The organism is Chitinophaga sp. GbtcB8 (assembly GCF_019091455.1).
Classification (GTDB): domain Bacteria; phylum Bacteroidota; class Bacteroidia; order Chitinophagales; family Chitinophagaceae; genus Chitinophaga.
The window spans coordinates 148,279-172,913 of record NZ_JAGXJN010000011.1 but is presented as its reverse complement, the minus strand read 5'-3'; the positions used below and the strand labels follow the sequence as shown (position 1 = coordinate 172,913).

At 46.9% G+C, this 24,635-nt stretch carries 18 protein-coding genes; 4 read left to right on the top strand and 14 right to left on the bottom strand.

Going from position 1 to position 24,635, the window contains the following annotated elements; translation table 11 throughout:
- Window positions 1-531: 531 nt before the first annotated feature.
- The 5 genes from KVT36_RS12760 to xylA all read right to left on the bottom strand — a co-directional run bounded on the left by KVT36_RS12760 (window position 532) and on the right by xylA (window position 8,704).
- Window positions 532-1,605 carry a hypothetical protein gene (locus tag KVT36_RS12760; RefSeq protein WP_217603887.1) on the bottom strand — a complete coding sequence of 358 codons (1,074 nt, stop codon included), beginning with the start codon at window positions 1,603-1,605 and terminating at the stop codon, window positions 532-534.
- A gap of 64 nt (window positions 1,606-1,669) precedes the next feature.
- A complete protein-coding gene (locus KVT36_RS12755) occupies window positions 1,670-1,927 on the bottom strand; it encodes a hypothetical protein (RefSeq protein ID WP_217603886.1) in 258 nt (85 codons plus the stop codon).
- A gap of 279 nt (window positions 1,928-2,206) precedes the next feature.
- Window positions 2,207-3,652, bottom strand: coding sequence for a RagB/SusD family nutrient uptake outer membrane protein (locus tag KVT36_RS12750; protein WP_217603885.1), 1,446 nt, complete (start codon window positions 3,650-3,652; stop codon window positions 2,207-2,209).
- A gap of 12 nt (window positions 3,653-3,664) precedes the next feature.
- The gene (locus KVT36_RS12745; protein ID WP_217603884.1) at window positions 3,665-6,928 is read right to left on the bottom strand and encodes a SusC/RagA family TonB-linked outer membrane protein; all 3,264 of its coding nucleotides are present in this window, start codon (window positions 6,926-6,928) and stop codon (window positions 3,665-3,667) included.
- Between the two features lie 444 nt (window positions 6,929-7,372).
- Window positions 7,373-8,704 carry a xylose isomerase gene (xylA, locus tag KVT36_RS12740; protein WP_217603883.1) on the bottom strand — a complete coding sequence of 444 codons (1,332 nt, stop codon included), beginning with the start codon at window positions 8,702-8,704 and terminating at the stop codon, window positions 7,373-7,375.
- Window positions 8,705-8,828: 124 nt separating this feature from the next.
- On the opposite strand from xylA, the gene KVT36_RS12735 reads away from it, so the two are divergent.
- The 3 genes from KVT36_RS12735 to KVT36_RS12725 all read left to right on the top strand — a co-directional run bounded on the left by KVT36_RS12735 (window position 8,829) and on the right by KVT36_RS12725 (window position 11,208).
- Window positions 8,829-9,851 (top strand): LacI family DNA-binding transcriptional regulator, encoded by a 1,023-nt coding sequence (locus tag KVT36_RS12735; RefSeq protein ID WP_217603882.1) that lies wholly within the window; start codon window positions 8,829-8,831, stop codon window positions 9,849-9,851.
- A gap of 118 nt (window positions 9,852-9,969) precedes the next feature.
- Window positions 9,970-10,806: a sulfite exporter TauE/SafE family protein gene (locus tag KVT36_RS12730; RefSeq protein WP_217603881.1), complete on the top strand. Its 837-nt coding sequence runs from the start codon at window positions 9,970-9,972 to the stop codon at window positions 10,804-10,806.
- 3 nt (window positions 10,807-10,809) lie between these two features.
- A complete protein-coding gene (locus KVT36_RS12725; protein ID WP_217603880.1) occupies window positions 10,810-11,208 on the top strand; it encodes a DUF1634 domain-containing protein in 399 nt (132 codons plus the stop codon).
- A 25-nt stretch (window positions 11,209-11,233) separates the two neighbouring features.
- Here the strand turns inward: KVT36_RS12725 and KVT36_RS12720 are convergent, their stop codons facing one another.
- The 7 genes from KVT36_RS12720 to KVT36_RS12690 all read right to left on the bottom strand — a co-directional run bounded on the left by KVT36_RS12720 (window position 11,234) and on the right by KVT36_RS12690 (window position 21,623).
- Window positions 11,234-13,453: an alpha-N-acetylglucosaminidase gene (locus KVT36_RS12720; RefSeq protein ID WP_217603879.1), complete on the bottom strand. Its 2,220-nt coding sequence runs from the start codon at window positions 13,451-13,453 to the stop codon at window positions 11,234-11,236.
- Window positions 13,454-13,595: 142 nt separating this feature from the next.
- Window positions 13,596-15,176 carry a DHA2 family efflux MFS transporter permease subunit gene (locus tag KVT36_RS12715; RefSeq protein ID WP_217603878.1) on the bottom strand — a complete coding sequence of 527 codons (1,581 nt, stop codon included), beginning with the start codon at window positions 15,174-15,176 and terminating at the stop codon, window positions 13,596-13,598.
- 18 nt (window positions 15,177-15,194) lie between these two features.
- Window positions 15,195-16,334, bottom strand: coding sequence for an HlyD family secretion protein (locus KVT36_RS12710; protein ID WP_217603877.1), 1,140 nt, complete (start codon window positions 16,332-16,334; stop codon window positions 15,195-15,197).
- A 54-nt stretch (window positions 16,335-16,388) separates the two neighbouring features.
- Window positions 16,389-17,729, bottom strand: a complete 1,341-nt coding sequence (locus tag KVT36_RS12705; RefSeq protein WP_217603876.1) for a TolC family protein — start codon at window positions 17,727-17,729, stop codon at window positions 16,389-16,391.
- Complete coding sequence (locus KVT36_RS12700; protein WP_217603875.1) at window positions 17,719-18,360, bottom strand: TetR/AcrR family transcriptional regulator; 642 nt, start codon at window positions 18,358-18,360, stop codon at window positions 17,719-17,721. Before KVT36_RS12700 ends, KVT36_RS12705 begins: the two co-directional genes overlap by 11 nt.
- 361 nt (window positions 18,361-18,721) lie before the next feature.
- Entirely contained in the window at window positions 18,722-20,092 is a 1,371-nt protein-coding gene (locus tag KVT36_RS12695) for a tryptophanase (protein WP_217603874.1), read from the bottom strand.
- Between the two features lie 250 nt (window positions 20,093-20,342).
- Complete coding sequence (locus tag KVT36_RS12690) at window positions 20,343-21,623, bottom strand: hypothetical protein (RefSeq protein WP_217603873.1); 1,281 nt, start codon at window positions 21,621-21,623, stop codon at window positions 20,343-20,345.
- Between the two features lie 83 nt (window positions 21,624-21,706).
- On the opposite strand from KVT36_RS12690, the gene KVT36_RS12685 reads away from it, so the two are divergent.
- Window positions 21,707-22,792, top strand: a complete 1,086-nt coding sequence (locus KVT36_RS12685; protein WP_217603872.1) for a mechanosensitive ion channel family protein — start codon at window positions 21,707-21,709, stop codon at window positions 22,790-22,792.
- Window positions 22,793-22,879: 87 nt separating this feature from the next.
- On the opposite strand, the gene KVT36_RS12680 is transcribed toward KVT36_RS12685, so the two are convergent.
- Together KVT36_RS12680 and KVT36_RS12675 are read right to left on the bottom strand one after the other, a co-directional pair.
- The gene (locus KVT36_RS12680) at window positions 22,880-23,407 is read right to left on the bottom strand and encodes a DUF3347 domain-containing protein (RefSeq protein ID WP_217603871.1); all 528 of its coding nucleotides are present in this window, start codon (window positions 23,405-23,407) and stop codon (window positions 22,880-22,882) included.
- A gap of 28 nt (window positions 23,408-23,435) precedes the next feature.
- A complete protein-coding gene (locus KVT36_RS12675) occupies window positions 23,436-24,635 on the bottom strand; it encodes an efflux RND transporter periplasmic adaptor subunit (protein ID WP_217603870.1) in 1,200 nt (399 codons plus the stop codon).

Below are 24,635 nucleotides of genomic sequence, written 5' to 3'. Positions count from 1 at the left end.
TTTATTAAACGATAGCCGGGGGCGGTGAGGTATTGAAGTGAGAGGCAACAAAAACTTTAAAGAAGTTGATCGAATGATCGTCCGTTTTCATTTTAGGTTGTAATTATTATTACCACACAAAGTTTATACTTTTTTTTGATCTGCGCAAGAATTTAATAGAAATAATATTTGGGGGAATATTAATTTACATACGGCCTGCAAACAACACAACAGTTACTATCACAATACGTTAGATAAAGGGAGGCATTGCTATTAATACCTGTAACCTTATTACAGCTCCGGTGTTCAAATAACTACCCTCATAAAGTATCCTTATGCGCCAGTTCAACAATCCACATATCTTAATTGATCTTAATTCTCTTACGTATTATTAACCATTAGTTAATGCAAAAGAAGATACGTAATTCTGCATGGAAAATTCGTTAATGCTGCAGTGACTGCGGTTTGATTACAGGAATAAAAAAGCCGGATAAAAATCCGGCTTCTTATCTACGCTACTTCAGCTTAGATCCGCTCTGTTCAAGCCGGGACCTAAAAATTTAGCCTGAACGTATACACGTAGTGGTCATATAATGCGACCAATGTTTTATTGAACACCCGGAAGCTGCGTATTTTCTTTTCTCCCAGGTTGGGCAGGTAAAAACTGAAATGATAAGTGCCGTCTTTCAATGAATACACGTCGATTACAGACACCTTATCAAATTCCTCTTTCCGTTCATTGTTGGCCATCAGTTTTGAATTTACATACAGCCACTGGGTGTCCATACAGCTTAAGCGGTTTACCACGCCGGAGGGCGAGGAAACGGTGCTTTTGCCAACGTCTACCATGGAGGATACCTTGATGTGAGCATGGGCGGTAGTGTCAATAGTCCGGCCTTTGTATAGTACGTTCAGGTTAGTGTCCATACACAAAAACTGGTTACGGTAGTAGTACATGTACATGAGTTTTGCCGTATTAGGCTCGTAGCTCAGTACACCGTCTGTGCAGAACACACCGTCTATCTGCTTCTCCAGCAACGGCGGAGATGGCCGCAGGTAGGCCGTTTCCGAGGTACGTTTTACCAGTATGTTCTGTTGCCAGGCGCTGTCATAGGTTCGCATTATAAAAGAGGCGGGGGATAATGGCCGGGCATTAAAGAACTGGCGGCGCCCTTCGGGCAGGCGGCTGAGGAGAGTGTCTGGCAGCAGCGTGTGCAATAAAGTGCCCTGCAGGCCAGCCATCATATAGAGGTGCGGTGAGTCGATCTCGATGGTAACCGGTCCGGCCAGCCTTGTTTCCGGCGGCAATGTTAACCACATATGCCCTGTATCTGACAACGTATAATTAGTGGTCAGGATAAAAGTGGCAGCTGTGGCATTGCCCAGGAAAATACGGGTAGGCGTAGCTCCTGCAATGTAGAAGGAGTTATACTTAACATCCAGTATTTTTTCCGGAACGGCACGGTGCGGCGGAATGAGCCGGATGAAACCATTAGGCCGGTGGTTAATTTTATCTGATGCGACGTACAACACCCATATAGCTGCAATGCTTAGCAGAAAACAGGCAATAGCAATTCCTATCCTTCCCCGGCGACGCCGGAGTAAGCGAAACAGACGTTTGAACATAATACCTTAGTTTATTAACCCCACTATCGTCATAGCTGGTTACCTATTTGCCCATGCTGATCAGTTACAACCGGTAGAACGGCGTAACGCAGGAGGTACCCTGGTAGAAGGTAGTAGTAAGGGAGCCTGAGACAGAAGAACAGATAGTTCCTGTATTTTCTGTACTACAGTCTGCAGGCAAAGATCTTGGATAAAGGCATTGTGGCCCTGTCGCCGTATCCGTGTAACGCACACTAATTCTACGGGCATTGGCTTTTGTAACAAATGCACCAATAGCTACCAGCGCCAATGTGCAGGCGGTTAAAATTACTTTCTTTTTCATGCTGAAGGACTTTGGTTGAAAAAGTTTTTGTGTTGTTCCCAAATTTTCGCAGGTTTTCGGATGTTCCTGTTTCTTTGATATATTAAATGAGATGTGAAATGCTTAGTGGCATATAAGCAAAAGAAGTGGCAAGGCTGTGTCTCCCCAACGATTAATTTTTTCACCTAACAATCTGTATTTTGTGTCTTTATATTTTTCCCCGCTTCCCCCCGGGACTGGACATACCAGTAATAATTTTATAATATAATGGCTAATCTACAAGTATTCTTCGATTTTTTCCTAATTGTACCCCTGATTTTGAGTTAAATTTTTGTTTAGCATAAGCTCGTTCTGCGGGATGGGATAAAGTGTGTCCATAGGCTGCCAGCCCGGCGCCTTTTCATTGTTCAGTACTGTATTGGCCTGGCCGGTGCGTTTCAGATCCAGCCAGCGGTGTCCCCATTCTGTAAATAATTCTACCTGCCGCTCATGGGCAATGGCGTTTAATAAGGCCGGTTCACTGTTAGCAGTAGTGCCCGGCAGGCCGGCACGCCGGCGGATGAGGTCAACGTCTTCTTTTGCACCATCAAGATCACCCAGGTGTACACGGGCTTCTGCCCGTACCAGGTATTGTTCTGCCAGGCGGAGCACCATAGATGCTTCATTAATGGCTGTGTCGCTCTTGACCTTATATTTATATGGGAAATAATACTTTCCGGCAGCGCCCACTGTAATACTATCTACCCAGCTGCTCCGGCGCTGGTCGTCATTTTCAAACACGTTTAATAAAGAGCTGCTTAAAACCGAAGAATTGGTTTCCCCGGTGGCAGGCGCCCTTGTAAGTATAAAATTCTTACCCTCCCAGGTATTTACGCCCGCGCTGTTGGATAATAATTGCCAGATGGCCTCATTACTTTTTATAAGAAATACCTTATTCAGCGACTTCTCTAACTGATAAGTAGTTGTAGTATTGATCACTTTTCCAGCCTGCGTTGCCGCCGCCTCCCATTTACCGGCATATAAATAAACCCTGGCCAGGAAAGCAGTGGCAGCCCATTTATTCGGGCGTACCCTTTCTGCATTGTCAGGTAACAATGATTGCGCCTCCACCAGGTCTGCAGTAATATGATCATAAACCGTTGTTCTCAATTGCCGGTAACTAACTATGTTCTTGGTATAATCTGTTACTTCCAGGTAAGGGATATCTCCAAATAGGTTAACCAGGTAAAAATGACAAAAAGCCCGTATAAACAAGGCCTCCCCTCTCAGCCGCGCCTTTGTTCCCGGGCTTACTCCCTGGGATTTTTCCAGCCCTTCCAGCAATAAATTGGCGGCATAAATGTAGTGATAACCTTCATCCCATAACTGGTTCTCCACTACCGAATTATTACTGTTCAGGCTATTTTCATAAAATTCCCGGGGCGCTGTTAAGCTGGAATAATTTTGCAGCTCGTCGGCAGACAGTGCACCTAAAAAAGTAATGCTCCTGGAATTACCACTGGCAAAACCTTTACTGCTGATCATATCTCCATAAATGCCAATTACTGCAGATGTTGCATTTGCATCGCTGGTAAAAACAGTAGTGGGTGTTGTTTCTGTAGGCGGTACCGGTACTTCTATCAGTTTTTTGCAGCCGCTTATAACAACAACAAATACTAACATCATAATACCTGCAACAGCGCTATTTTTCCAGGGGTTTCCTGCAAAAAGCGGCCAGAGTATTATGTGCTGTTTTTTTAGCTGCATTATTGAATGCTATTAAAGTACTAATTGTAATCCTAATGTCCAGATCCTTAATGGCGGATATATTTCATGATCTCCTGCAACTTCCGGATCTCTTCCTTTATAATTGGTAATGGTAAACAGGTTTTGCCCCTGTAAATAGATCCGGGTGCTTTGTAAATGTGCGCTACGCATCCATTTTTCCGGTAAGTGATAGCTGAGGCTCAGGTTTTTTAGCCGGGCATAGGAAGCATCTGTAATGATAGCATCACTTCTTTGCATATTCAAATAAGCGGTATATGCATTATCCAGCATTTGAGAAAACTGCTGCATGCCATTGTGATTACCGGCTACCTGCCAACGCCCCAATACTTCTACTGGCTGGTTGTCTATCATGCCCGGCATCAGGTGTGTATACAGAAAATTATACCGGTTCTGTTTTACAAACTGGAACAGCACATCCAGCTGCCAGCCTTTATAATGCAGGCTGTTTTGCAAACCACCATAAAAAATGCTGCCGGTTCTCTTTGTAAAATTGTAATCCTTTGTAAGCGCTATTATTTTGCCGTCTCCATCCACATCTTCAAATTCATAGAAACCTGTTTTATCATTCACGCCTGTATAATGAAATCCTTTGGTGATGTTTAGTGGCTGCCCTACCGTGAAATAATTATTATAGGGCGTGTTCTCAAGATTAGGGAATGCAAGCAGCTTATTATTGGGGATACTGATATTAAAACTGGTATTCCAGCTGAAATGTCTATGTTTTATATTCACGGTATTCAGCTCAAACTCCCATCCTGTATTTTGTACAACAGCCGGGTAATTATCAATAATAAAATCAAAACCACTTAAACCGGATAAGGGATATCTTACCAGCTGGTTAGATGAACGGTTATGATAATAGCTGGCCCTGAAGAGCACCTGGTCTTGCCGGAAACCCAGCTCCAGCCCTGCTTCTGCCTTGTTGCTCAATTCCCATCCATAATTGGGATTGTATAAACGGGTAGGCGATAAACCTCCCAGGCCGGAATAAGGCGGAGAGGTAGAATAGCTGGCATAATAACCGTAATCTGCTATCTGGTCGTTACCGGTACGGCCGTAGCTGGCGCGCAGCTTACCAAAGCTCAGGAAAGGCAGTGTATTCTCCACCCAGTGTTCCCTGGAAAAGATCCATGCGGCGCCTACAGATCCAAAATTGGCCAGCTGCCTGCCCGGGCCAAAGCGGCTGGAACCATCTCTCCTGCCGGTAAGGTTAATGATGTATTTGCCCTCCCAGTTATAATTGATACGCCCAAACAATGCGTTATAATGATACTTATAATATGATTCTCCCAATTTTTGAATACTGGAGGCTGCTGTCATACTTTCCAACAGATCATCATTGGCATATCCAAAAGCATAGAACCCATCCTGGCTCCTTATTTCCTGTTGGTAGGTTGTACCAACCAATACTTCAAGCTCGCCTTTAGCTACGGATCTTTTATAAATGAGCTGTGGCTCTACGCTCAGGCTTTTACTGCTGCCATTACCGAAGTAGGAAAACCCCAGCTGATTATACGCCGGGTTGAAAGCGGTTATTGGATTGGGTTGTACCTCATGCATTTCCATCAGGTTATACCCTACGTTTGCCTTTATCTGTAAACCAGGCAGTATGTTATAGCTTAGTACTGCATTGGTCATGAGGTTACTGGTCTTCGCATTGTACGTCTTTAAAAAGGAAGCCATGGGATTATCAAAAGTGCCATCCTCCCAATTCAGCTGCCCATCTTTATAGATAGCCGGCGCTGTTGGCGGTGTTGCTATAAATTCCGCCATTTCCCTGGCTGGTAAATAGTTCTTATCCGCCACATAGCTGGCGCCTATGGTCAGCTTCAAACGTTTATCGTGTGAAAGCATGTTCAGGTTAATACGGCCGGATGCTTTCTGATAATTAAAATTGCCGGGGTAAATAGTACTTTCCCTGCGGTAACCGCCGCTTATACGGGCCTGTATGGTAGAGTCGCCACCGGAAAAGGCAATTTGCCCATCCGTGATTTTTGCTGTTTTACCCAACAACTCTTTTTGCCAGTCGGTATAACGAGTGGTATCCCATAATGTTATATCATAATCAGATGGTTGGGGGGCAGTTTTATCATTCTTAAATGCCTCATGGCGCATTTGCAGGTATTGCTGCGTATTCAAATAGTTGGTGCTATGCCCCATAGTGCCAACACCGCTGTAAATGTTGGCATCCATTTTCATGCGGCCCTGCTTAGCTGTTTTGGTAGTGATGAGTATTACACCATTAGCGCCACGTGATCCATAAATAGCGGTGGCATCTGCATCCTTCAGCACATCAATGCTGGCAATATCCGCTATGTTGATCATATTGAGCGGGTTGGAGGCGCCTAATGCGCTAATGGAACGGTCATCTACGGCTATATTATTAAACGTGAGCGCCGTACCCGGAAAAGGTATGCCATCTACAATATACAAGGGGTTATTACCGGCGGCAATACTGTTACGGCCGCGCAGCTCCACCTTTACTTCTGCTCCCGGCAGGCCGGATGTTTGGGTAATATTGAGGCCCGGTATGCGGCCCTGCATAGCCAGCAAGGGATCGGACACCGGCTGCTGGGCAATATCTTTTGAAGTAACCTCGCTTACTGCGCCGGTAAGGTTACGGCGGGTGCTGGTACCATAGGCAATTACCAGTACTTCATCCAGGCCGGTAACAGCAGGCGTTAACTGTACTTTTAAAGTATCATCATCAAATACCTGTACGTCTTTGGGAGAATATCCTATACAGCTGATGCTCAGGAATGTTTTTTTACGGATGCCGGAAAGCAGGAATTTTCCGGCCTCTGAGGTGGAGGCGCCTCTGCGGCCGCCTTTTACAACAACAGTAGCGTTCTGCAGGGGAACACCACCTTTATCTGTTACTACACCGGGAATGCTCATGGTAGCTTCATCCGGCATCTGGCCCAGGTCCGGTTCTCCGGGCTTTTTGGGCAGTATCACAAAAGTTTCTTCCCGGTAGTACCAGGTAAGCTGTTTTTTGCGCAGCAGAAAGGCCAGCACATTGTCCAGGGGCTCCCGTCTGAATTCTACCGTGATCCTTTCTTCACTGCTCAGCTGTTCATCATTATAGAAAGCCTGCATATGGGTTTGGTCCCATACCACGTTGAAAAAGTCGGCCAGGCGCACATTTTTCCCAACAAAGGAAATGCGCTTACCCACCGGTTTATATTGTGCTTTTAAACCTGGCGACAGTACTGCTAATGCAAAGAATAATGAAAACAAGAATTTATAAGACATAAGCAGGGATCGGCGGTCATACTTTTGCATATTTGGGATATGACAACTATTACAGGAAATATATACGAAGCTCAGGGCCCTACCTATTTTAAGGTGAGAACGGCCAATGCCCCTGATTAGAAAAATGTGCAGTAAGGACACCTTTTAACAGCTAAATGGTCTACTTTGAAAGAAAAATATTCAATTTTTTTTAATATACAACCTTATTATTTAGCAAAAAAATTTTCAGTAACAACGATGGTTGATTCCGGTGGTTGATTACTTCTTACCGCGAGATCCAAACTGATATTCAGGCCTTTGTGCCGGCTGCGGTGGTTCTATTCGTGTATAGGGTATGGTACTATGAGGAATGAACGGCGCCGGTTGTCCCTACAAAGAAAGCAAAAAAAATTGGTCCGGTAAGAAAATGCTTACCGGACCAGGAAAATTGATAGTTGTGTCGTGTTAAATGTATCTGTTAATGAGATTTTCCAGGTATTCCTGCCTGCCGCTGATGGATGCTGGCTCACCTTTTTCAATAGCATAGGCGCGCAGGTCTTCCAGCGACAGCTTCCCGGCTTCAAAATCCTTTCCTTTACCGCTGTCAAAAGAGGCATAACGGTCCTGGCGGATCTTGCGGTACTCTGATTTTTGCAGCACATTATCTGCCACTACCAGCGCACGGGCAAAGGTATCAATGCCACCAATATGTGCATGGAACAGGTCTGCCGGATCAGTAGAGTTACGGCGGATCTTGGCATCGAAATTAATACCACCGCCTTTGAAGCCACCGGCTTCCAGGATAATGAGCATATATTCCGCTACCTCGTTGATATTGTTGGGGAATTGGTCTGTATCCCAGCCGTTCTGCTGATCGCCTCTGTTGGCATCAATAGAACCCAGCAAACCTGCATCTGCTGCTATCTGCAGCTCATGCTGGAAGGTATGGCCGGCCAGGGTGGCGTGGTTCACTTCCAGGTTCAGCTTAAAGTCGTTCAGCAGGTCGTACTGGCGTAAAAAGCTGATCACAGTTGCCGCATCGTAATCATATTGATGTTTGGTAGGCTCACAGGGCTTAGGCTCTATAAAGAAGGTGCCTTTAAAACCCTGCTTGCGGGCGTAGTCCTTAGCGGTATGTAAGAAACGGGCCAGGTGTTCCTGCTCCCGCTTTACATTGGTGTTCAGCAGGCTCATATAACCTTCACGGCCGCCCCAGAACACATAGTTTTCGCCCCCCAGCGCAATGGTAGCATCCAGCGCTGCTTTTACCTGCGCCGCCGCATGGCTGAGCACATGAAAATCAGGGTTGGTGGCAGCGCCATTCATATAACGGCGGTGTGAGAACAGGTTGGCGGTACCCCATAGCAGCTTTACCCCGCTATCAGACTGTTTGGTCTTAGCATAATCTACCAGGGCTTGCAGCCTTTTATCATTCTCAGCTACATCGTTCCCATAATCTACTACATCCACATCATGAAAGCAGTAATAGGGCATACCCAGCTTGGTAATGAACTCAAAAGCAGCGTCCATCTTGTCTTTAGCTCTTTCTACTGCATCCCCTTTTTCATCCCAGGGGAAAATATGGGTAGGGCCGCCAAAAGGATCGGCGCCGTTGCCGCAGAAGGAATGCCAGTAGGCCACTGCAAAACGCAGGTGCTCTTTCATGGTTTTACCGGCTACTACTTTATTCTCATCGTACCAGCGGTATGCCAGCGGGTTGTCGGTAGCAGGCCCCTCATACTTGATGGCGCCTATACCTTTGAAAAATTCTTTGCTGCCTGTGACAATGTTTGCCATAGAGTAAGGTATCAGTTTTAAAAATGGTGAAAGTGGAACGTTTTGACAATTTATGCCAACGTTGGCATAAAAATAAAATAAACCTTGAAAAAACAAAAGCCTATTCTTAAAATTGTGGTGCAAAATGAAAAAAACTACTATTCACGATATAGCCCGGGAGCTGAATATCACCTTTTCTACCGTAGCACGGGCCCTGCGCAACAACCCGGCCATTAGCGAGGCTACCCGGGTGGCCGTACACCAAACAGCTGAGCGGCTCAACTACCGGCAGAACAAGCTGGCCAGCTCCCTGCGCTCCGGCAGCACGCATGTTATAGGGGTGATTGTACCCAGCCTGCATGTAAGCTTTTTCAGCTCTGTGGTACATGGTATTGAAAAGGTAATGAATGAGAATGGCTACAGCATACTCCTGTACCAGAGCAATGAAATGCAACGGCAGGAAGTGAAGGGAATTGAAACGTTCTTACAGTCGCGGGTGGATGGGATCATTTCTTCCGTAACGCTGGAAACGGAGCAGTATGGGCATTACGAGGAAATTAAAAAGCGCAACATTCCCCTTATTTTCTTTGACCGTACCCTGGATGCGCTGAACACTCCTACCGTAACCATTGATGACCACCAGGGCGGCTTTATGGCTACTGAGCACCTGATACAGCAAGGCTACCGGCGTATTGTGCATATTACCGCCGCGCAGAACATGCCCATTTTTAAGGAACGGCTGCGCGGTTATAAAGATGCCCTGGAACGTTACGGCATACCCCTGCAGGAAGAGCTGATATTGCAAGGACAGTTCTCCATTGAATACGGCCGCTCCTGCATACGGCAGCTGCGGGAGAAGGGCATTCCCTTTGACGCCGTATTTGCGCTGGAAGATTATACTGCTATGGGCGTAATACAACAGCTGCAGGCCTATAATATACAGATACCGCAGCAAACCGGCGTAATAGGCTTTGCCAATGAAGCTTTTGGTGAGCTGGTGCATCCCGGTCTTTCCACTGTAGACCAGCAAACCGTAAAAATGGGTGAAGAAGCAGCCCGCTTATTCCTGAAAACAGTGCTTAATAAAGAACCTGCCGAAGACCGGCCGGCAGAAAAGGTAGTGCTGGAACCGGTTTTGATAGTGAGAAGCTCTTCACAAAGAAAGTGATTTAATGTGCAGATGTGCACATCCACACATTACTCTTAGTCCATCGGAATACAAGACAGCTTTGCATTCTGGCCACATTTACTGACCTTTGTGCCCACCAACAACTGATGGACCAACCATGACCATTTTAACTTTTACGCTAATACTCCTGGGTGGGGCTTTCCTGGCGGGCTTGCTGGGGTCTCTTACCGGCCTGGGTGGCGGCGTAGTAATTATTCCTTTGCTGACGCTTGTATTCCATACCGACATCCGTTATGCAATTGGCACCGCCCTTATTGCGGCCATTGCTACCTCCTCCGGTTCAGCATCCGCCTATGTAAAAGAAGGTATTACCAATATACGCCTGGGTATGTTCCTGGAAATTGCCACTACTACCGGCGCAGTGGCCGGGGCCTTGCTGGCGGTGTATATGCCCACCAACGTAGTGGCGGTTATTTTTGGACTGGTGCTCATTATCTCCGCTTTCTTATCCATCCGGCCTAAAGGCAATCACCTGGAAACAGCTGATAAAAGCCAGCTGGCGCAGCAGCTGCGCCTCAATGGCCAGTACCCTACCCCTGAAGGTATAGTGAATTATAAAGTACGGCATGTGCCCGGCGGTTACCTGATGATGACGCTGGCCGGCGTATTATCCGGCTTGCTGGGCATTGGCTCCGGCGCGTTAAAAGTGCTGGCTATGGATAATATGATGAAGGTGCCGTTTAAAGTGTCTACCACTACCAGCAACTTCATGATAGGCGTAACGGCTGCTGCCAGCGCAGTTGTGTATTTGAAGCGGGGTTACATTGATCCCGGGTTATGCCTGCCGGTGGTGCTGGGTGTGCTGGCAGGGGCATTGGGCGGCACTAAGATATTAGCAAAGGCAAATACCAAAATGCTGCGTGTTGTGTTTGGCGTGGTGATAGCGCTGCTGGCATTACAAATGATCTATAACGGTGTTACCGGAAAATTATAACGCATGAAGCGATTGTTATCCCGAAAATACTGGGAAGATAAAGATGTGGAAGTTTTACTGGGCACGCTGCTGCGCTATGGCGTAATACTGTCCAGCATAGTAGTACTGGCAGGCGGTATCATTTACATTATGCGGCATGGGCATGAAATACCGGAATACCGTGATTTTGCAGGGCCTAACAACCGCTGGGATAACCTGCCCGCTATTATGCGCGGCGTATTCCTGGGTCATGGGCGTGAAATTATTCAGCTGGGCGTAGTGCTGCTGATTGCCACTCCTATTGCCCGCATCCTGTTCTCCGTATTTGCGTTCACGGTTGAAAAAGACTACCTATATATTGTAATTACCCTTATTGTTCTGGGCGTTATTTTATTCAGCATGCTGGGTGGTCTGGGCGGATAGACCGCCCAGACCTTGTAATTAATAATTAATTGTAGGTGGCTTTTATCACCGCGTTATATTTCGTGTACAGCTCTTTTGCAGTGGCTACTGCGTTGCCTTTGGGTGTTGCAGTATATAGCTCATGCGCATTTACCCATTGCCATTCCCAATCCTTCATTTTTTCATCAAAATACTTTTCATCAACAGGTTTGTGCTGTTGCATACAGGCATTTACATACGTGAAGAACTGCGCCCAGCGGGCTTTATAAAAGTTATTGATCAACCCTGACCATTGGCGGCTGGAGTATTCATGCAGCTCGCTGTTCTTATCGCCCCAAAGGGTTACCAGGTCGCGGGCATTCTTTTCAAACAGCGCTTTTTCCGCAGGCGTGGCGCCCCAGCCCTTAGCATCTTCCAGCCACCGGCCTAACAGGAAATCCTTACGGGTGGCCAGTAAGCGGTCCATATCAGTAAGCAGTACAATGAACTGTCCGCTGTATTTTTTAAAGGCCACCGCATCGTTATGCTGATAAGCCCTGGCAAATTGCTGCTGCAGGGAATCCGCATAGTTGGCCAGCACCTGGCGGGTTACATCCACCACATCATACTGGAAACCATCGCTGTTTTTAAGGGCTGCTGCAGCTTCTATCATATGATCCCAGGCAGGTATTAACGCGCCAGGGTCGTAAGCCAGCATAGTTTTAGTGCGGGTGGTTTCTGTTTTAAAACCAGGCCGGCCGGTTAAGATACTTTCCGGCCCCCCTTCTGTAAGGCCGCCGCTGTAAACGGTTTTATGCAAAATATCCCAGGCCTTTTCTGCTGCATCATTTTGCCTGCCATAACGGCGAAGGGTATACGCTTTTAGCCAGGTGTTAAGGTCAATGGGCTGATCGCGCCACACGTTTTCCAGCATCAGCGCGTACATTACCGGGTTCTGTTCTATGCCTTCCGGCGTTACGCCAATGCCTACCAGGTTCTTGGCGGATGGATCGTGCAGCGCATTAGCCGGATCATTGGCTACATTATCCATACGGCCATACATGCTGATGTTGCCGCCAAAGTTCTGCAGCATACACCAGATCCATTGTTTGCCGTAATAGGCTTCCGTGCGGTTCCAAACAGGATAGTTCTCACTGAACAGGTCCAGCACCACCATTTTATCATCCGGTGCAGCGGTCATTAAAGCCCGGATCTGCGCAGGATGCCAGAAGTCTTTCTGGTAGTGGAACATCCAGCCCTGCATTACCCATATAGCAGCCGTATCCACCGCAGCCATAGACTGGTATATTTTTTTACTGATCTGGTGCAGGAACACAGAATCATTGGTAGGCGGCAGGTTTTCATTAAAGGTATCAGAAGAGTACAGGTGATCTGTACCAAAAGTGCGGATCTCCTCTTCCATAAACCGGCGGCCTATTTCCGCAAACATCGGATCGCCGGGGTCCAGGATGTATACATCATCAAAACCGGCATCCCAGTTAGTGCGTTTTACTTTGGCATTGGGAAACTTATCTTTAAATGCCGGTGGCACGTGGCCGGTAAAAGCCGGCAGCACAGGTGTCATGCCCAGGGACCGTTCCCTTTCCAGGATCTGCTTCTGCAGCGCTTCATGGCCTTTCATAAAACTCTGTGGCAGCGGTCCTCCCCAGCCATCCAGGTTACCCATCCAGAACCAGTTAAAATAGGTAGGGCCGCTGTAAAAGTTGCTCAGGTCCTTGTCTGTAAAACCCAGGCTTTTATACACGCGGTCCCAGATGGAGTTTTGCCCGGTAAGCGCCAGGGGCATGTTAATACCGCTCAGCGCCATCCAGTCTATTTCCCATTGCCAGCGCTCCCATTTCCACCAGCTGATGGTATAGTTAAAAGTGCAGTAGTTCAGGTAATAGCGGTATTTATACGGCGTGGTTTTATGTACGATGGTATCCACCGCCGGCAAGGGTAACGGCAGCTGCAGGTTGGTGCCGTTCCAGCTTATATCGCAATGCGCGTAGTGATGTAAATAGTAATTGAGCGCGCTGGCTATGCTAAGGCCATTGCTGCCTTTGAGCAGTATTTTACCATGACTGCTTTCCAGCTCAAATACATCCTTCCCGTTCTCCTGCGGGATGAAAGCGGTTTCAAAATGCGCGGCCTGCTCTTTTAATACCCGTTTCACCAGGCCGTCAATAGCGGTTTTGTCCGGCAGGGCAGCGGCATGTATTTGCATGGCGGCGTCTAACAGGCATAACAGGCCTGTATAAACGACTTTTAGAAATGATGATTGCATATCTCTCTGTTGTACAATTTGGTTCACTGTTATTCCTGGCGGGGTAAAAGTAAAAAAAAGAAAACCGGAACAAGAATATTCCGGCTTTTACCTAAACCTACAACTGTTACACTGTTAGTAACATAACTTTATAATGAGTTAATTAGTGCATGGCTGATGCGTCTAATTTTCCTGCTTTTTTATTACTCTTCACCAGCAGCACAATGGGCACAAAGATCAGGAACAATATACCCAGGTACAGGAACACATCCATATAAGACAACACGGTTTGCTGCTTAATAACAGTGTATTCCAGCGACTGGTAGGCGCTTTTCAGCGCGGTTGATGCATCCATACCCTTGTGCATAAAATTGGCCTGCATACTGTGCACCCGGTCCATTACAGCCGGGTTATTGGTATCCAGCTTACTTACCAGGTCCATACGGTGCAGCTCATTGCGGCGGGATACGAAAGTAGTGATCAATGCAATCCCGAATGAACCGCCCAGCTGCCGCATCATCCCCGTGAACGCTGCGCCCTGGCCTATCTGCACCCCTTTCAGCGAGGAGAGCGACATGGCCGTGATAGGTATGAACAGCAGGCCTAAACCTACCCCACGTACGATCAGCATCCAGAAAAAGTCAGGCTTACCGGTATCCGGGGAAATAATCTTATAACCCCAGAAGCTGTAAACGAAAAACGAGATCATGCCTACGGCAATCAGGTAGGGCTGCGGCACCCCTTTTTCCAGCATTTTACCTATCAGCGGCATCATAAAGGCCGTCATGAGCGCAGCGGGCAGCATCAGCAAACCGGACTGCGTGGCGGTCCACCCCATTAACCCTTGTGTATACAGGGGTAAAACGAAGGTGGACCCGTATAAGCCAAATCCCATGATAAACGATAAAATTGTTCCGATCCGTAAATTCCCATTCTTTAGTACACGCAGCTCTACTATTGGATTCTTGTACACCAATTCCCGCCAAACGAAAAAGAAAAATCCTAACACCGACACCACTGTTAAGATGGTGATGGCTGAATCATTAAACCAGTCGTCTTCCTGTCCGCGCTCCAGCACATATTGCAACGCTCCTACTGCGGCTGCCAGGAAAGCAATACCCCACCAATCAATTTCATTCGCTGCTTTCTTCTCTGCATATTTGGGACTACGCACAAACTGCAGTGTTAACAAGGTGGCTATAATTCCTATGGGTATATTGATGTAAAAGATATTAGGCCATGCAGAAGTATCGATAATATAACCGCCTAAGGGAGGGCCCAGGGTTGGGCCTATGATCACCCCTAAACCGTAGATGGCCTGTGCCATACCACGTTTTTCAGGCGGGTAACTTTCTGTGATAATGGTTTGTGATGTTACCAGCAGGGCGCCACCGCCTACCCCCTGTATAAAGCGGAACAATACCAGCTCCCACAGGGTGGATGCGTTACCGCACAAAAAGGAGGCAACCGTAAACATGACGATGGATACGGCAAAATAGTTCCGGCGGCCAAATTGTTGCGCCAGCCAGCTGGTCATGGGTATGATAATTACGTTACCAATGGCATACGCTGTTACCACCCATCCTATTTCACTCATGGTTGCGCCCAGATTACCACGCATATCATTCAGGGCTACGTTCACAATAGTGGTGTCCACTATTTCCAGCAGCGCGCAGAATATAGCTGTGATGGTGATGATCACCCGGCGGGCGCCGTATTCTACCAATGATGCCTGTTGTGTCATAAAATTATCTAATGATTATTAGTCAAGGTGTACGTCCACATCAACGTTCAGACCCGCGCGCAGCTGTTTTACAACCGGATCGTTCGGGTTATCAAACTCGATCTTCACGGGCAGGCGTTGTACCACTTTCACGAAGTTACCGGTAGCATTATCCGGGGGCAGCAGCGCAAAACGGGCGCCGGTGGCCGGTGAGAAAGAGGATACATGTGCATCCAGGCTTTTTTCCGGGAAAGCATCCACATGCACGCTTACCTTTTGACCTACCTTCATTTTATCCAGCTGTGTTTCCTTAAAGTTGGCTACAACCCATACGGAGTTGTCTGTTACAATGCTGAACAGTGACTGTCCGGCCTGTAAATACTGCCCAGGCTGTACGTATACTTTAGATACACGGCCGGCTTCCGGTGCAGTGATCACGGTGTAAGAAAGGTTCAGCTTTGCGTTGTTCACATCTGCTTCCTTTTCTTTAATCACTGCCTGTACAGCGGCTATCTGGCGGGCGGTAGCATTACTCTGGGAGGCTACACCGTTGGTTTGCTGTGCGGCATATGCCTTCTGTTCCTGCAGCACCTGCAATTGCCTTTCTGCCGTTTGTTTGGCAGCCAGGGCCTGCTCATATTGCTGTTGGGTAATAGAGTGGTCCTTGATCAGGTTTGCGTAACGGTCATAATCCTGGGAAGCGCGCCATACTTCTACTTTGGCAGCTTCTATCTGCGCATTTACCGTTGCTACATTTGCGCGGGAAGTTGTAACGCTTACCTGTGAAGCTTCTGTATTGGCCTGTGCCACACCTACATTAGCCTGTGCAGCTACCAGGGATGCTTCTGCCTGCTGCAGCTTGATCTGCAGATCACGATCATCCAGCACTATCAGGGTATCACCTTTCTTTACATCCTGGTTATCCTTTACCCGTATGGAGGTTACATAACCGCTTACACGGGGTATTACCGGGCTCACATTTGCATCGATCTGCGCATTGTCTGTTTCTTCATGATGTAATGCATGAACATACTTACTGATACCAAATATGGCACCGCCGATCACCAGTACTGCAAGAATAATGATGAAACGCATATTCCTTTTAGGAGGTTGCTCCTGCGGGGCAGCGTTTCCTGTTTTATTGCTGGTAGATCTTACTTCATTTACTTGTGTTTCCATAAAGACCTTAAATTGAAATTGATGGTTGTGTTTTAATTACTTTTTGTTTTGCGCTCATTTATTCTCTCCCAGTAAACCGGCTGATTGTAACAGCTTGTTGTAGGACACTACAGCATCTGCGCGGGCAGAGGTGTAGTTCAGCTTTGCCTGCAGCTCTGCAACATCTGCTTCCAGCAGATCTGTAGTAGTTGCCAGTGCGTTGGTGTGTTTGTTCTTAGTGATGCGGTAGTTTTCGTCTGCCTGTTCAATTGCTTTTTCGTACATGCCGATCTTCTTCAGACTTACTATATAGTTCTCGTATGCCTGGTTCACCTGAATATGGATCTGATCGTTCAGCATTTCTTCGTTGATCTTTACTGCACTCAGCTCGTTCTTAGCGTCATCTACCTTAGAACCTGTTTTCCATAAGGAGGCCAGGTTGTACTTTAGCCCTACTCCTACGTTCACTGCATTGGTTACAGTTACAACGTTGGGGATGTAGGCGGCTACATAACCACCGGTGAGCGCCAGGGAGGGGTAATAATCTCCCTTAGCTGATTTAATGCCTGCATAGGCGGCTTTTTCATGGGCCTGCAGGGAGGCGGCGTCCTTACGTTTTTGCTGTGCGACTTGTTCCCAATCTGTTACTGCTTTTTCCTCGCCACCTGCCTGTGCCAAAAAGGTTGTATCCAGGTCCATGTTAGTATTTTCCGGTAAGCCCAGCATAATATTCATATTGATGCGGGCTATTTTCAGATCACTTTCTGCCTGTGTTAAGGCTACTTCTATGTTAGACTGCTGCAGCTGAGCCTTTAACAGGTCATTGCGGGCCATGATGCCATTCTTTTCCATGTTGGAAAAGTCGGTGGTGCGCTGCTCCTGCTGTTTCAGGTTTTCCCTTACCAGGTTTACAGCTACTGTTGCCTTATATAAGTTGCTGTAGGCGGCTACCGTGTTCTGAATTACATCTTCACGGTCCAGGTCTGCATCCAGCTTGGCGGCTTCTGCCAGGTAACGGGCAGATTCTTTTGCTGCCTGGATCTTAAAGCCGGAAAACAGGGGTACGGAAAGGGTAGCCATTCCATAAGCCACCTGGTTTACATCTGCAAAGCTGCTACCGCCGCCGCTACTGTCGCCGCTTGATTTCAGGTCAATATTCGGCTTGTTCACCCTGAGGTAAGAACCGGAGATATTTGCATCCGGCAGCTGCCTTGCCTTGGCATCCTTTACGGCATTTAGCGCAGAGGTAATTTTGGTTTGATTTAATCGTAACTGCTTGCTGTTTTTAATACTCAGATCAATGGCATCTTTTAGCGTCAGCACTTTGCCATCCTGCGCCCGGCCGGGTAAACTAAAGGCCAGTAACAGCGGCAGCACCAACATCCATAACGATCTGTATTTGCTCTTAGCGTTCATCTGTTAATACTACTTTAAATAATTTTTTCAAATGGTTGCTTACTCTTTCTTTTAACTGTTGACGGAATTTATCTTCCGATATTGCTTCCTGGTTCCATACTTTTTTCAGGAAGTTCTGGGAAATAATCACATGGTTACTGGTGCCTACTAAGGTGTTCACCATCATCATAGTATCAATATCCCCTAAAAACGCGCCTTTCTTCTGGCCTTCCGTGATGAGCTTTTTCACCAGGTCGTACATCTGCTTCTTTACCTCATGGATCAGCTCTGTGGGTACGCCTTCCTGGGTGGCCTGTGCGCGTACCATAATACGGCAGAAATAGGGGCGGTCGGATATTTTAGCAACAAACAGCTCTATCAGCTTGTTGATCTTTTCCAGCGGAGCCAGGTCTTTGTTCTTTACCAGCTCATCCAAACCGTTCTTTACATCCATTACCCTTTTCAGGAAAATTGCTTCTATCAGCCGTTCTTTTGATCCGAAGTAATAAGAAATCATCGCGATGTTCACATCAGCCTCCTGCGCAATATCTCTTACAGAAGCACCATGGAAACCATGCATGGCAAATAAACGCTCTGCAGTATCCAGTATTTGCAACTGTTTTTGATTATAGTCCATTATCGCTTCCTCCATTATTTCACTATTTAAACATTCATTTAAACAGATGCAAAGTTAAACGTTTGTTTAAGTTAAACAAATGTTTAATTGAATTTTATTTAAAACTATTTGTAATCATTTGATTTAAAATATGTTAAAACGTTAACTAAGTTGTCCTTTTCCGTAAAAATGAGAAATCGGGGAAATCTAACTTATCCTGTAGTTATTTTTAAATACGTAAATGGCAGTTTTTTCAAGGCGGTTTTAGCGGATATATCCTTCTGCCATCAAAAAGCGGTCCTTTTATTTATGGTACCTGGAAAAGGGGTTGGTGTGTATTGGGGAAGAAAGGTCTTATATAAAGAAGGCGGCCCATGCGGACCGCCTTTTATACAAACTACAATTGTTCAAAATGCGCTATAAAGTGCCGCAGCAGCGGCGTTTCATAGGTGATCCTATAACCTTTTATGCTATTCCGCTGTTTAAATACTTCCAGGATCACTTCTGCCACATAATCAATATGGCTCTGGGTGTATACCCGGCGCGGAATAGCCAGCCGCACTAATTCCATAGCAGCGGGCAGCAGGGAACCATCCTCCGCATATTTACCAAACATTACGGAGCCTATTTCCACACCCCGCACCCCTCCTTCTGTATATAAGGCGCCGCATAAAGCCTGGCCCGGGTATTCATGTACCGGTATGTGTGGCAGGAAGGCCTTTGCATCCAGGTACACTGCATGGCCCCCGGTTGGTTTAATATATGGCACACCCGCTGCATCCAGCTTCTCCCCTATGTATTCAATACTGCGGATGCGGTATTGCAGGTAATCTTCTTTCAGCACCTCTTCCAGCCCAATGGCAATGGCTTCCAGGTCGCGGCCGGCCAGCCCGCCATAGGTGGGAAAACCTTCTGTAATGATCAGCAGGTTGCGGCACTCCATAGCCAGCTGCTCATCGTGCATAGCCAGGAAGCCGCCAATATTGGCAAAGGCATCTTTCTTGGCGCTCATCGTACAGCCATCTGCGTAGGAGAACAGCTCCTGCGCAATGGCCAGTATGGACTGATCCGCATAACCCGGCTCCCGTTTTTTTATGAAGTAACAATTCTCCGCAAAACGGCAGGCATCAATGAACAGGCGGATCCCATATTTTTTGCAGACGGCTTTTACGGCTTTCACATTTTCCATGCTTACCGGCTGGCCGCCGCCGGAGTTATTGGTTACGGTAATTATTACCAGGGGAATATTTTCTGCGCCTTTTTCCTGTATAAACTGTTCCAGGGCGGCTACGTTCATATTACCCTTAAAAGGCGCTACCAGTGCGGGCTGCTTACCTTCATCGCATAAAAGGTCTACCCCGGTGGCGCCGGAAAACTCAATATTAGCCCGGGTAGTATCAAACAAAGTATTGCTCACAAAATATTTACCCTTACCGCCGGTAATGCTGAACAGTATTTTTTCTGCAGCCCGGCCCTGGTGGGTAGGTATAATGTAGGGCATACCGGTAATATTATGTACAGAGCTTTCAAAGCGGAAAAAACTTTCGCTGCCTGCATAACTTTCATCGCCCCGCATTATGCCGGCCCATTGCTCGCTGCTCATGGCGCTGGTGCCACTGTCCGTAAGGAGGTCAATGATCACATCGCGGGCATGGATGAGGAAGGGATTGTAATGCGCTTCTTTTAAGATACGGATGCGTTCTTCACGGGTAGTGAAATAAATAGGTTCTACGGATTTGATCCGGAACGGTTCTATAATTGTTTTCATTTAGTTTGTCAGATCTGTTGTTAGTGGATATTTATAAGTATAGATACGTGACCGCTACTCCCTGGCGGAGCGGTTTATATAATTGGGTAATAAGAAAAAGGGAGTTACAGAACCGGGCGGGATCAGGTAGGGCTTTTAATGATATTTTTCCAAAGGTTCATACTGCTGCGAAAATAGCTAATAATTAATTATAAAAAAAAAGCCGGTGTTCACTCAGTAACACCGGCCATCCCTAATCTATATGCATGTACTAATAGCGCATTATAGCTGCCAGGGCACTATTGGCCGGCATTTCTTCCTTATTTAGAATAAATACTTCCGCGCCGGTTTCCACCGCTTTGGCGGCAGCGGCATTTACCAGGCATTCATCGCCCTGCTGTTCGGTATTATGCAGGGTTAACTGGTTATCCTGCTCATTAAATGTTCCCCATAATTGCGCACCTTTTTCTACAAACAGCACATCTGCCTGGGAATAATAACAGGCGGGGATCACATCTGCCGGAATAGAGGAGGTATTGCCGTTGGTGCTGTTATTGGCATAACGCTCTAAGACCTGCTGCTGATGCTGTTTAAAATGAGGCTGCATTTTTTCCCGGGCCTTTTCATACAACACCGGTATGCTTTCATGCTCATAGTTGCCAGTGAGCGTTTCTTCAACAATATGTTTATATTTTGTACGCTTTTTAAAGATGGGAATAATGTAATCCACTGCTGCCAGCATCAGGGGTATATGTTTGGTAGATAATACTTCTTTCCAGATGGTTTCCTCCACCTCATCCAGGTACATGGAAATGTTGGCCTTATCATCCGGCGTACCGGAGCCCATGCCATGATAGTTTGCGCCATGTCCTGCCCCGGAGCCACCGGTGCGGAACAGCTGCTGATCATCTTTTTCCTCAAAGTGTATCACATCAGACATACCATCCGGCATACCTTCTACCTCTACCTTATGCATGCCAAAAGTGTCTGCCTCATACAAGGTGGCTTTGTGCTTGCTCAGCACCAGCAAATAAAACTGTTCTTTGCTGTTTAACAGTGGTAATAATGCACTGGTATGAAAAGAGTGATTGATATAACATTGCTGCCCTACTTCAAAAGGCAACTGGATATACTTAAAATAGTTATCTGCAATGAATACGCCTAAGCCGCGTTGCTGGCTCCGCCAAAAAATTTCATCGTGGTACAGATCAAAACCTGGCTTTAATAAAGATCCTATTTTATCAGCCGATAAACCTTTTTGTACCAGCTGCTGCTGTACCTGCTGCAGTAATTGTTTAAACAAAATAGCATCCTGCCGTTCATTTACTTCCATACCGGAACGGTGGGTAGGTATGTATAAGGTAATGCAGGGATCTGCCCTGTATTGGGCCAGGTCTTTAAAGCCATTTCTATCCAGGGTGGCCGGTAATGGTTCTGCCTGAATTACTACGCCTGGCTTATAGGTGTTCTGCGATTTCTGCTGTGCTGTTTGTTCCTCCTGCTCACCTTTTGCCGTATTACGGTTGGGGTGGCGCATGCGTACATTTCCCATAGTGCTACATTTTATGAATGCGGCACAAACACTATACCATTCAATTGTTTTGAAAAAAGGAGATCGTTTGTACCTTTACACGCATGCTTGAATTAATACAACGTCAACTCAGCCATTTACCGCCTTTTATTGGTAACATTATACTAGCGGCCTGTGCACTTATTACCGGTTATATTATTAAGTGGTTACTGGCGCTGTTCATACACAAGACCACCAAAACGCCTGTGGAAGATTATTCCATGATGCGTTCTATTGTAAAACGTTTAGGCCGGCCCGTTAACTTCTTTTTACCGGTACTGGTTTTAGACATGATGATGCCGCTTATGGACCTTCAGCCCAAACAGCTAAAGCTATTGAGCTCCACGGTAGAGGTGCTTTTGATTATCACGTTTGGGTATGTGCTGATAGGAATTGTTAAAGTTTTTGAGGATTACATTGTACATGCCTATGACCTGCGCAAGGCCAATAACCTGCGGGAACGCAAGATCCGTACACAGCTGCAGTTCTTACGAAAAATAGCCGTGACCATTATTATAATATTAGTGTTGTGCGCAGTATTACTGAGCTTTGACAGCCTGCGTAAAATTGGTACCGGCCTGCTAACCGGTGTTGGTGTGGGTGGTATTATTGTAGGTTTTGCCGCGCAGCGGTCGCTGGGTAATTTCCTGGCGGGATTGCAGATCGCTTTTACCCAGCCTATCCGTATTGATGATGTACTGATCGTGGAAAATGAATGGGGGCGTGTAGAAGAAATTACGCTCACCTATGTAGTGCTGGGGATCTGGGATCAGCGTAAGCTGATATTACCTATTAACTATTTTATTGAAAAACCTTTTCAGAACTGGACCCGCACAGGATCGGCCATATTGGGCACCGTGTTCCTATACCTCGATTATTCTGCACCGGTGGATGCTTTGCGGGAAGAATTTTTCCGGCTGGTGGAAGATCATCCCCTATGGGATAAGCGGGTAAAGGTAATGCAGATAACCAATGCTACGGACCGTACCATGGAAGTACGTTTGCTGATCAGTGCTGTGAACTCCGGGCAGGCGTTTGACCTGCGCTGTTTTTTAAGAGAGCGTATGATTGCTTTTGTGCAGGAAAAATACCCGGAGAGCCTGCCGAAGACCAGGGCTGAGATCTCGAAAGAGATCACAAAAGATGTGTAGATGTGCAGATATGCAGATGTGCAAATGGATTGCCCCGATCTTCGCTGCATACTTCATCCGCACATCTGCACATTTATCATCTGCACATTATTTAATCGTTTCCTTCACCTCTCCACACGTAAGCATTTCATCACCGAAATAGGGATTTTTAATGTCTTTGCTGGATGATAACCAGCTGGCGCCTTTTTCATTGTTAGCCATGGGACAATAATCCACATACAATTCCCCGCTGCTTACACCGGTTGACCGTACCAGTGCAATTACGGCAGTACTTAAGCTGATGTATTGCTGCCGCTGCTCTTCCAGGGAAGATGACTGCGCTATCCTTTTCGCATTGGCAAGGATACTATCTGCACCGGGCAATTCTTTAGCGCCTGCTTCAATGGCCGCGCCGGCGTTCTTAGCTTCGGTGCTGTCGCTGTTCACTAAGGCGGTGGTGAGGTGCACGTAATGCTGGTACACGTTATTCACTTTTTCATCTTTTAATTTTACGGGCGCGGCTGCTACTGTTACGGTAGATTGATCTTCCGCATTATCCGCTGTTTTGTTTTCCGCATTGTTGCCGCAGGCGGCCAGTAAGCTAAGAGCCAGTACTTTCAAAGTTTGTTTAAGCATACATCAAATGGTTTATCTGTTAAAAAAATTAGTGTTTGTGTGTATTATGCGATAATGGATCTGCGCCTTTTTTCAGCACATACTCACTGTACAGCAGGTAAGCGCCGGTTACTACTACTGCATCGCCAGCCTGCAAGCCTTCTGTGATCTCTACCTGGTCAGCGTTCTCTGTTCCGGTTTTTATTATACGGGGTACAAAACGGTTGCCTCCCTTTTTAAGCCATACGTGCGTACCTTTCTGGTCGCGGATCACGGCATTTACCGGTAAGGTCAGCACATTGCTGCTGCTGGCAGCAGGCAGGTAAATATTGGCCTGCATACCGGGCTGCCATTGATGCCCTGTATTGGGAATGGTACCCCTTACCTGCGCCAGCTGTGTGCCGGTTTGCAGGGCAGGTGTAATAAAATCCACCTGCATATCCAGGGGCTGGTTTTCCCAACCGCTAACCGCTACTTTTACCTTTTTACCTATGCTCACCTGGCTCAGCTCCGCGGGGTATACATCTGCTTCTACCCACAGGGCATCGTAATTTTCCAGCTGCATAACAGTGTTGCCTTCTGCTACATACTGGCCTTCGCTTACCGGTAAGGCTGCCACTACCCCATTTACGGCAGCGGTGTAGGTAATGTAGGGATCTGTTTTCTTTTGCTGTTTCAGCTGGTCAAGGGTATGTGCAGTTACATCGTATAACAGCAGCTTTTGGCGGGCGGCTGCTTCAATCTGTTTAAAGCGGGCATTGTCCGGGAAAGCCGCGGTTTGTGCGGCGGCAATCAGGTATTCCTGCTGCAGACCGGCCAATTGTTCAGAATATATTTTGTACAGGGGCTGGCCTTTATGTACCGGTACGCCGGTTTCCTTTACATACAGCTGTTCTATACGGCCCCCTACCCGGCTGCTGATGTATACTGTGCGCTGCGGGTCTATGGCCAGCTTGCCATTCAAACGCTTGTAATTATCCAGGTTGCTGTTGCCTATTTCCAGGGTAGTGATGTTGGCTAATGCAATCTGACTTTCATTCAGCATCAGCTCCTGTTTATTATTCATTTCACTTGCCGGCACCAGGTCCATGCCGCAAATGGGACAAGCGCCCGGCCCGTGCTGCACAATTTGCGGATGCATAGGGCAGGTATAGGCTTGTGCCTTACCGGCATCGGCCGTTTTTTTTGTACCGCAGGCTGTGAAGAACAGCAGGAGCGCTATTAAACTGATAAAGTGTTTCCTTTTCAT

Excerpts from the sequence above, each read along its gene's own strand:
- KVT36_RS12760 (WP_217603887.1), bottom strand. The coding sequence starts at position 1,605 with ATGTTCAAACGTCTGTTTCGCTTACTCCGGCGTCGCCGGGGAAGGATA.
- KVT36_RS12755 (WP_217603886.1), bottom strand. The coding sequence starts at position 1,927 with ATGAAAAAGAAAGTAATTTTAACCGCCTGCACATTGGCGCTGGTAGCT.
- KVT36_RS12750 (WP_217603885.1), bottom strand. The coding sequence starts at position 3,652 with ATGCAGCTAAAAAAACAGCACATAATACTCTGGCCGCTTTTTGCAGGA.
- KVT36_RS12745 (WP_217603884.1), bottom strand. The coding sequence starts at position 6,928 with ATGTCTTATAAATTCTTGTTTTCATTATTCTTTGCATTAGCAGTACTG.
- xylA (WP_217603883.1), bottom strand. The coding sequence starts at position 8,704 with ATGGCAAACATTGTCACAGGCAGCAAAGAATTTTTCAAAGGTATAGGC.
- KVT36_RS12735 (WP_217603882.1), top strand. The coding sequence starts at position 8,829 with ATGAAAAAAACTACTATTCACGATATAGCCCGGGAGCTGAATATCACC.
- KVT36_RS12730 (WP_217603881.1), top strand. The coding sequence starts at position 9,970 with ATGACCATTTTAACTTTTACGCTAATACTCCTGGGTGGGGCTTTCCTG.
- KVT36_RS12725 (WP_217603880.1), top strand. The coding sequence starts at position 10,810 with ATGAAGCGATTGTTATCCCGAAAATACTGGGAAGATAAAGATGTGGAA.
- KVT36_RS12720 (WP_217603879.1), bottom strand. The coding sequence starts at position 13,453 with ATGCAATCATCATTTCTAAAAGTCGTTTATACAGGCCTGTTATGCCTG.
- KVT36_RS12715 (WP_217603878.1), bottom strand. The coding sequence starts at position 15,176 with ATGACACAACAGGCATCATTGGTAGAATACGGCGCCCGCCGGGTGATC.
- KVT36_RS12710 (WP_217603877.1), bottom strand. The coding sequence starts at position 16,334 with ATGGAAACACAAGTAAATGAAGTAAGATCTACCAGCAATAAAACAGGA.
- KVT36_RS12705 (WP_217603876.1), bottom strand. The coding sequence starts at position 17,729 with ATGAACGCTAAGAGCAAATACAGATCGTTATGGATGTTGGTGCTGCCG.
- KVT36_RS12700 (WP_217603875.1), bottom strand. The coding sequence starts at position 18,360 with ATGGAGGAAGCGATAATGGACTATAATCAAAAACAGTTGCAAATACTG.
- KVT36_RS12695 (WP_217603874.1), bottom strand. The coding sequence starts at position 20,092 with ATGAAAACAATTATAGAACCGTTCCGGATCAAATCCGTAGAACCTATT.
- KVT36_RS12690 (WP_217603873.1), bottom strand. The coding sequence starts at position 21,623 with ATGGGAAATGTACGCATGCGCCACCCCAACCGTAATACGGCAAAAGGT.
- KVT36_RS12685 (WP_217603872.1), top strand. The coding sequence starts at position 21,707 with ATGCTTGAATTAATACAACGTCAACTCAGCCATTTACCGCCTTTTATT.
- KVT36_RS12680 (WP_217603871.1), bottom strand. The coding sequence starts at position 23,407 with ATGCTTAAACAAACTTTGAAAGTACTGGCTCTTAGCTTACTGGCCGCC.
- KVT36_RS12675 (WP_217603870.1), bottom strand. The coding sequence starts at position 24,635 with ATGAAAAGGAAACACTTTATCAGTTTAATAGCGCTCCTGCTGTTCTTC.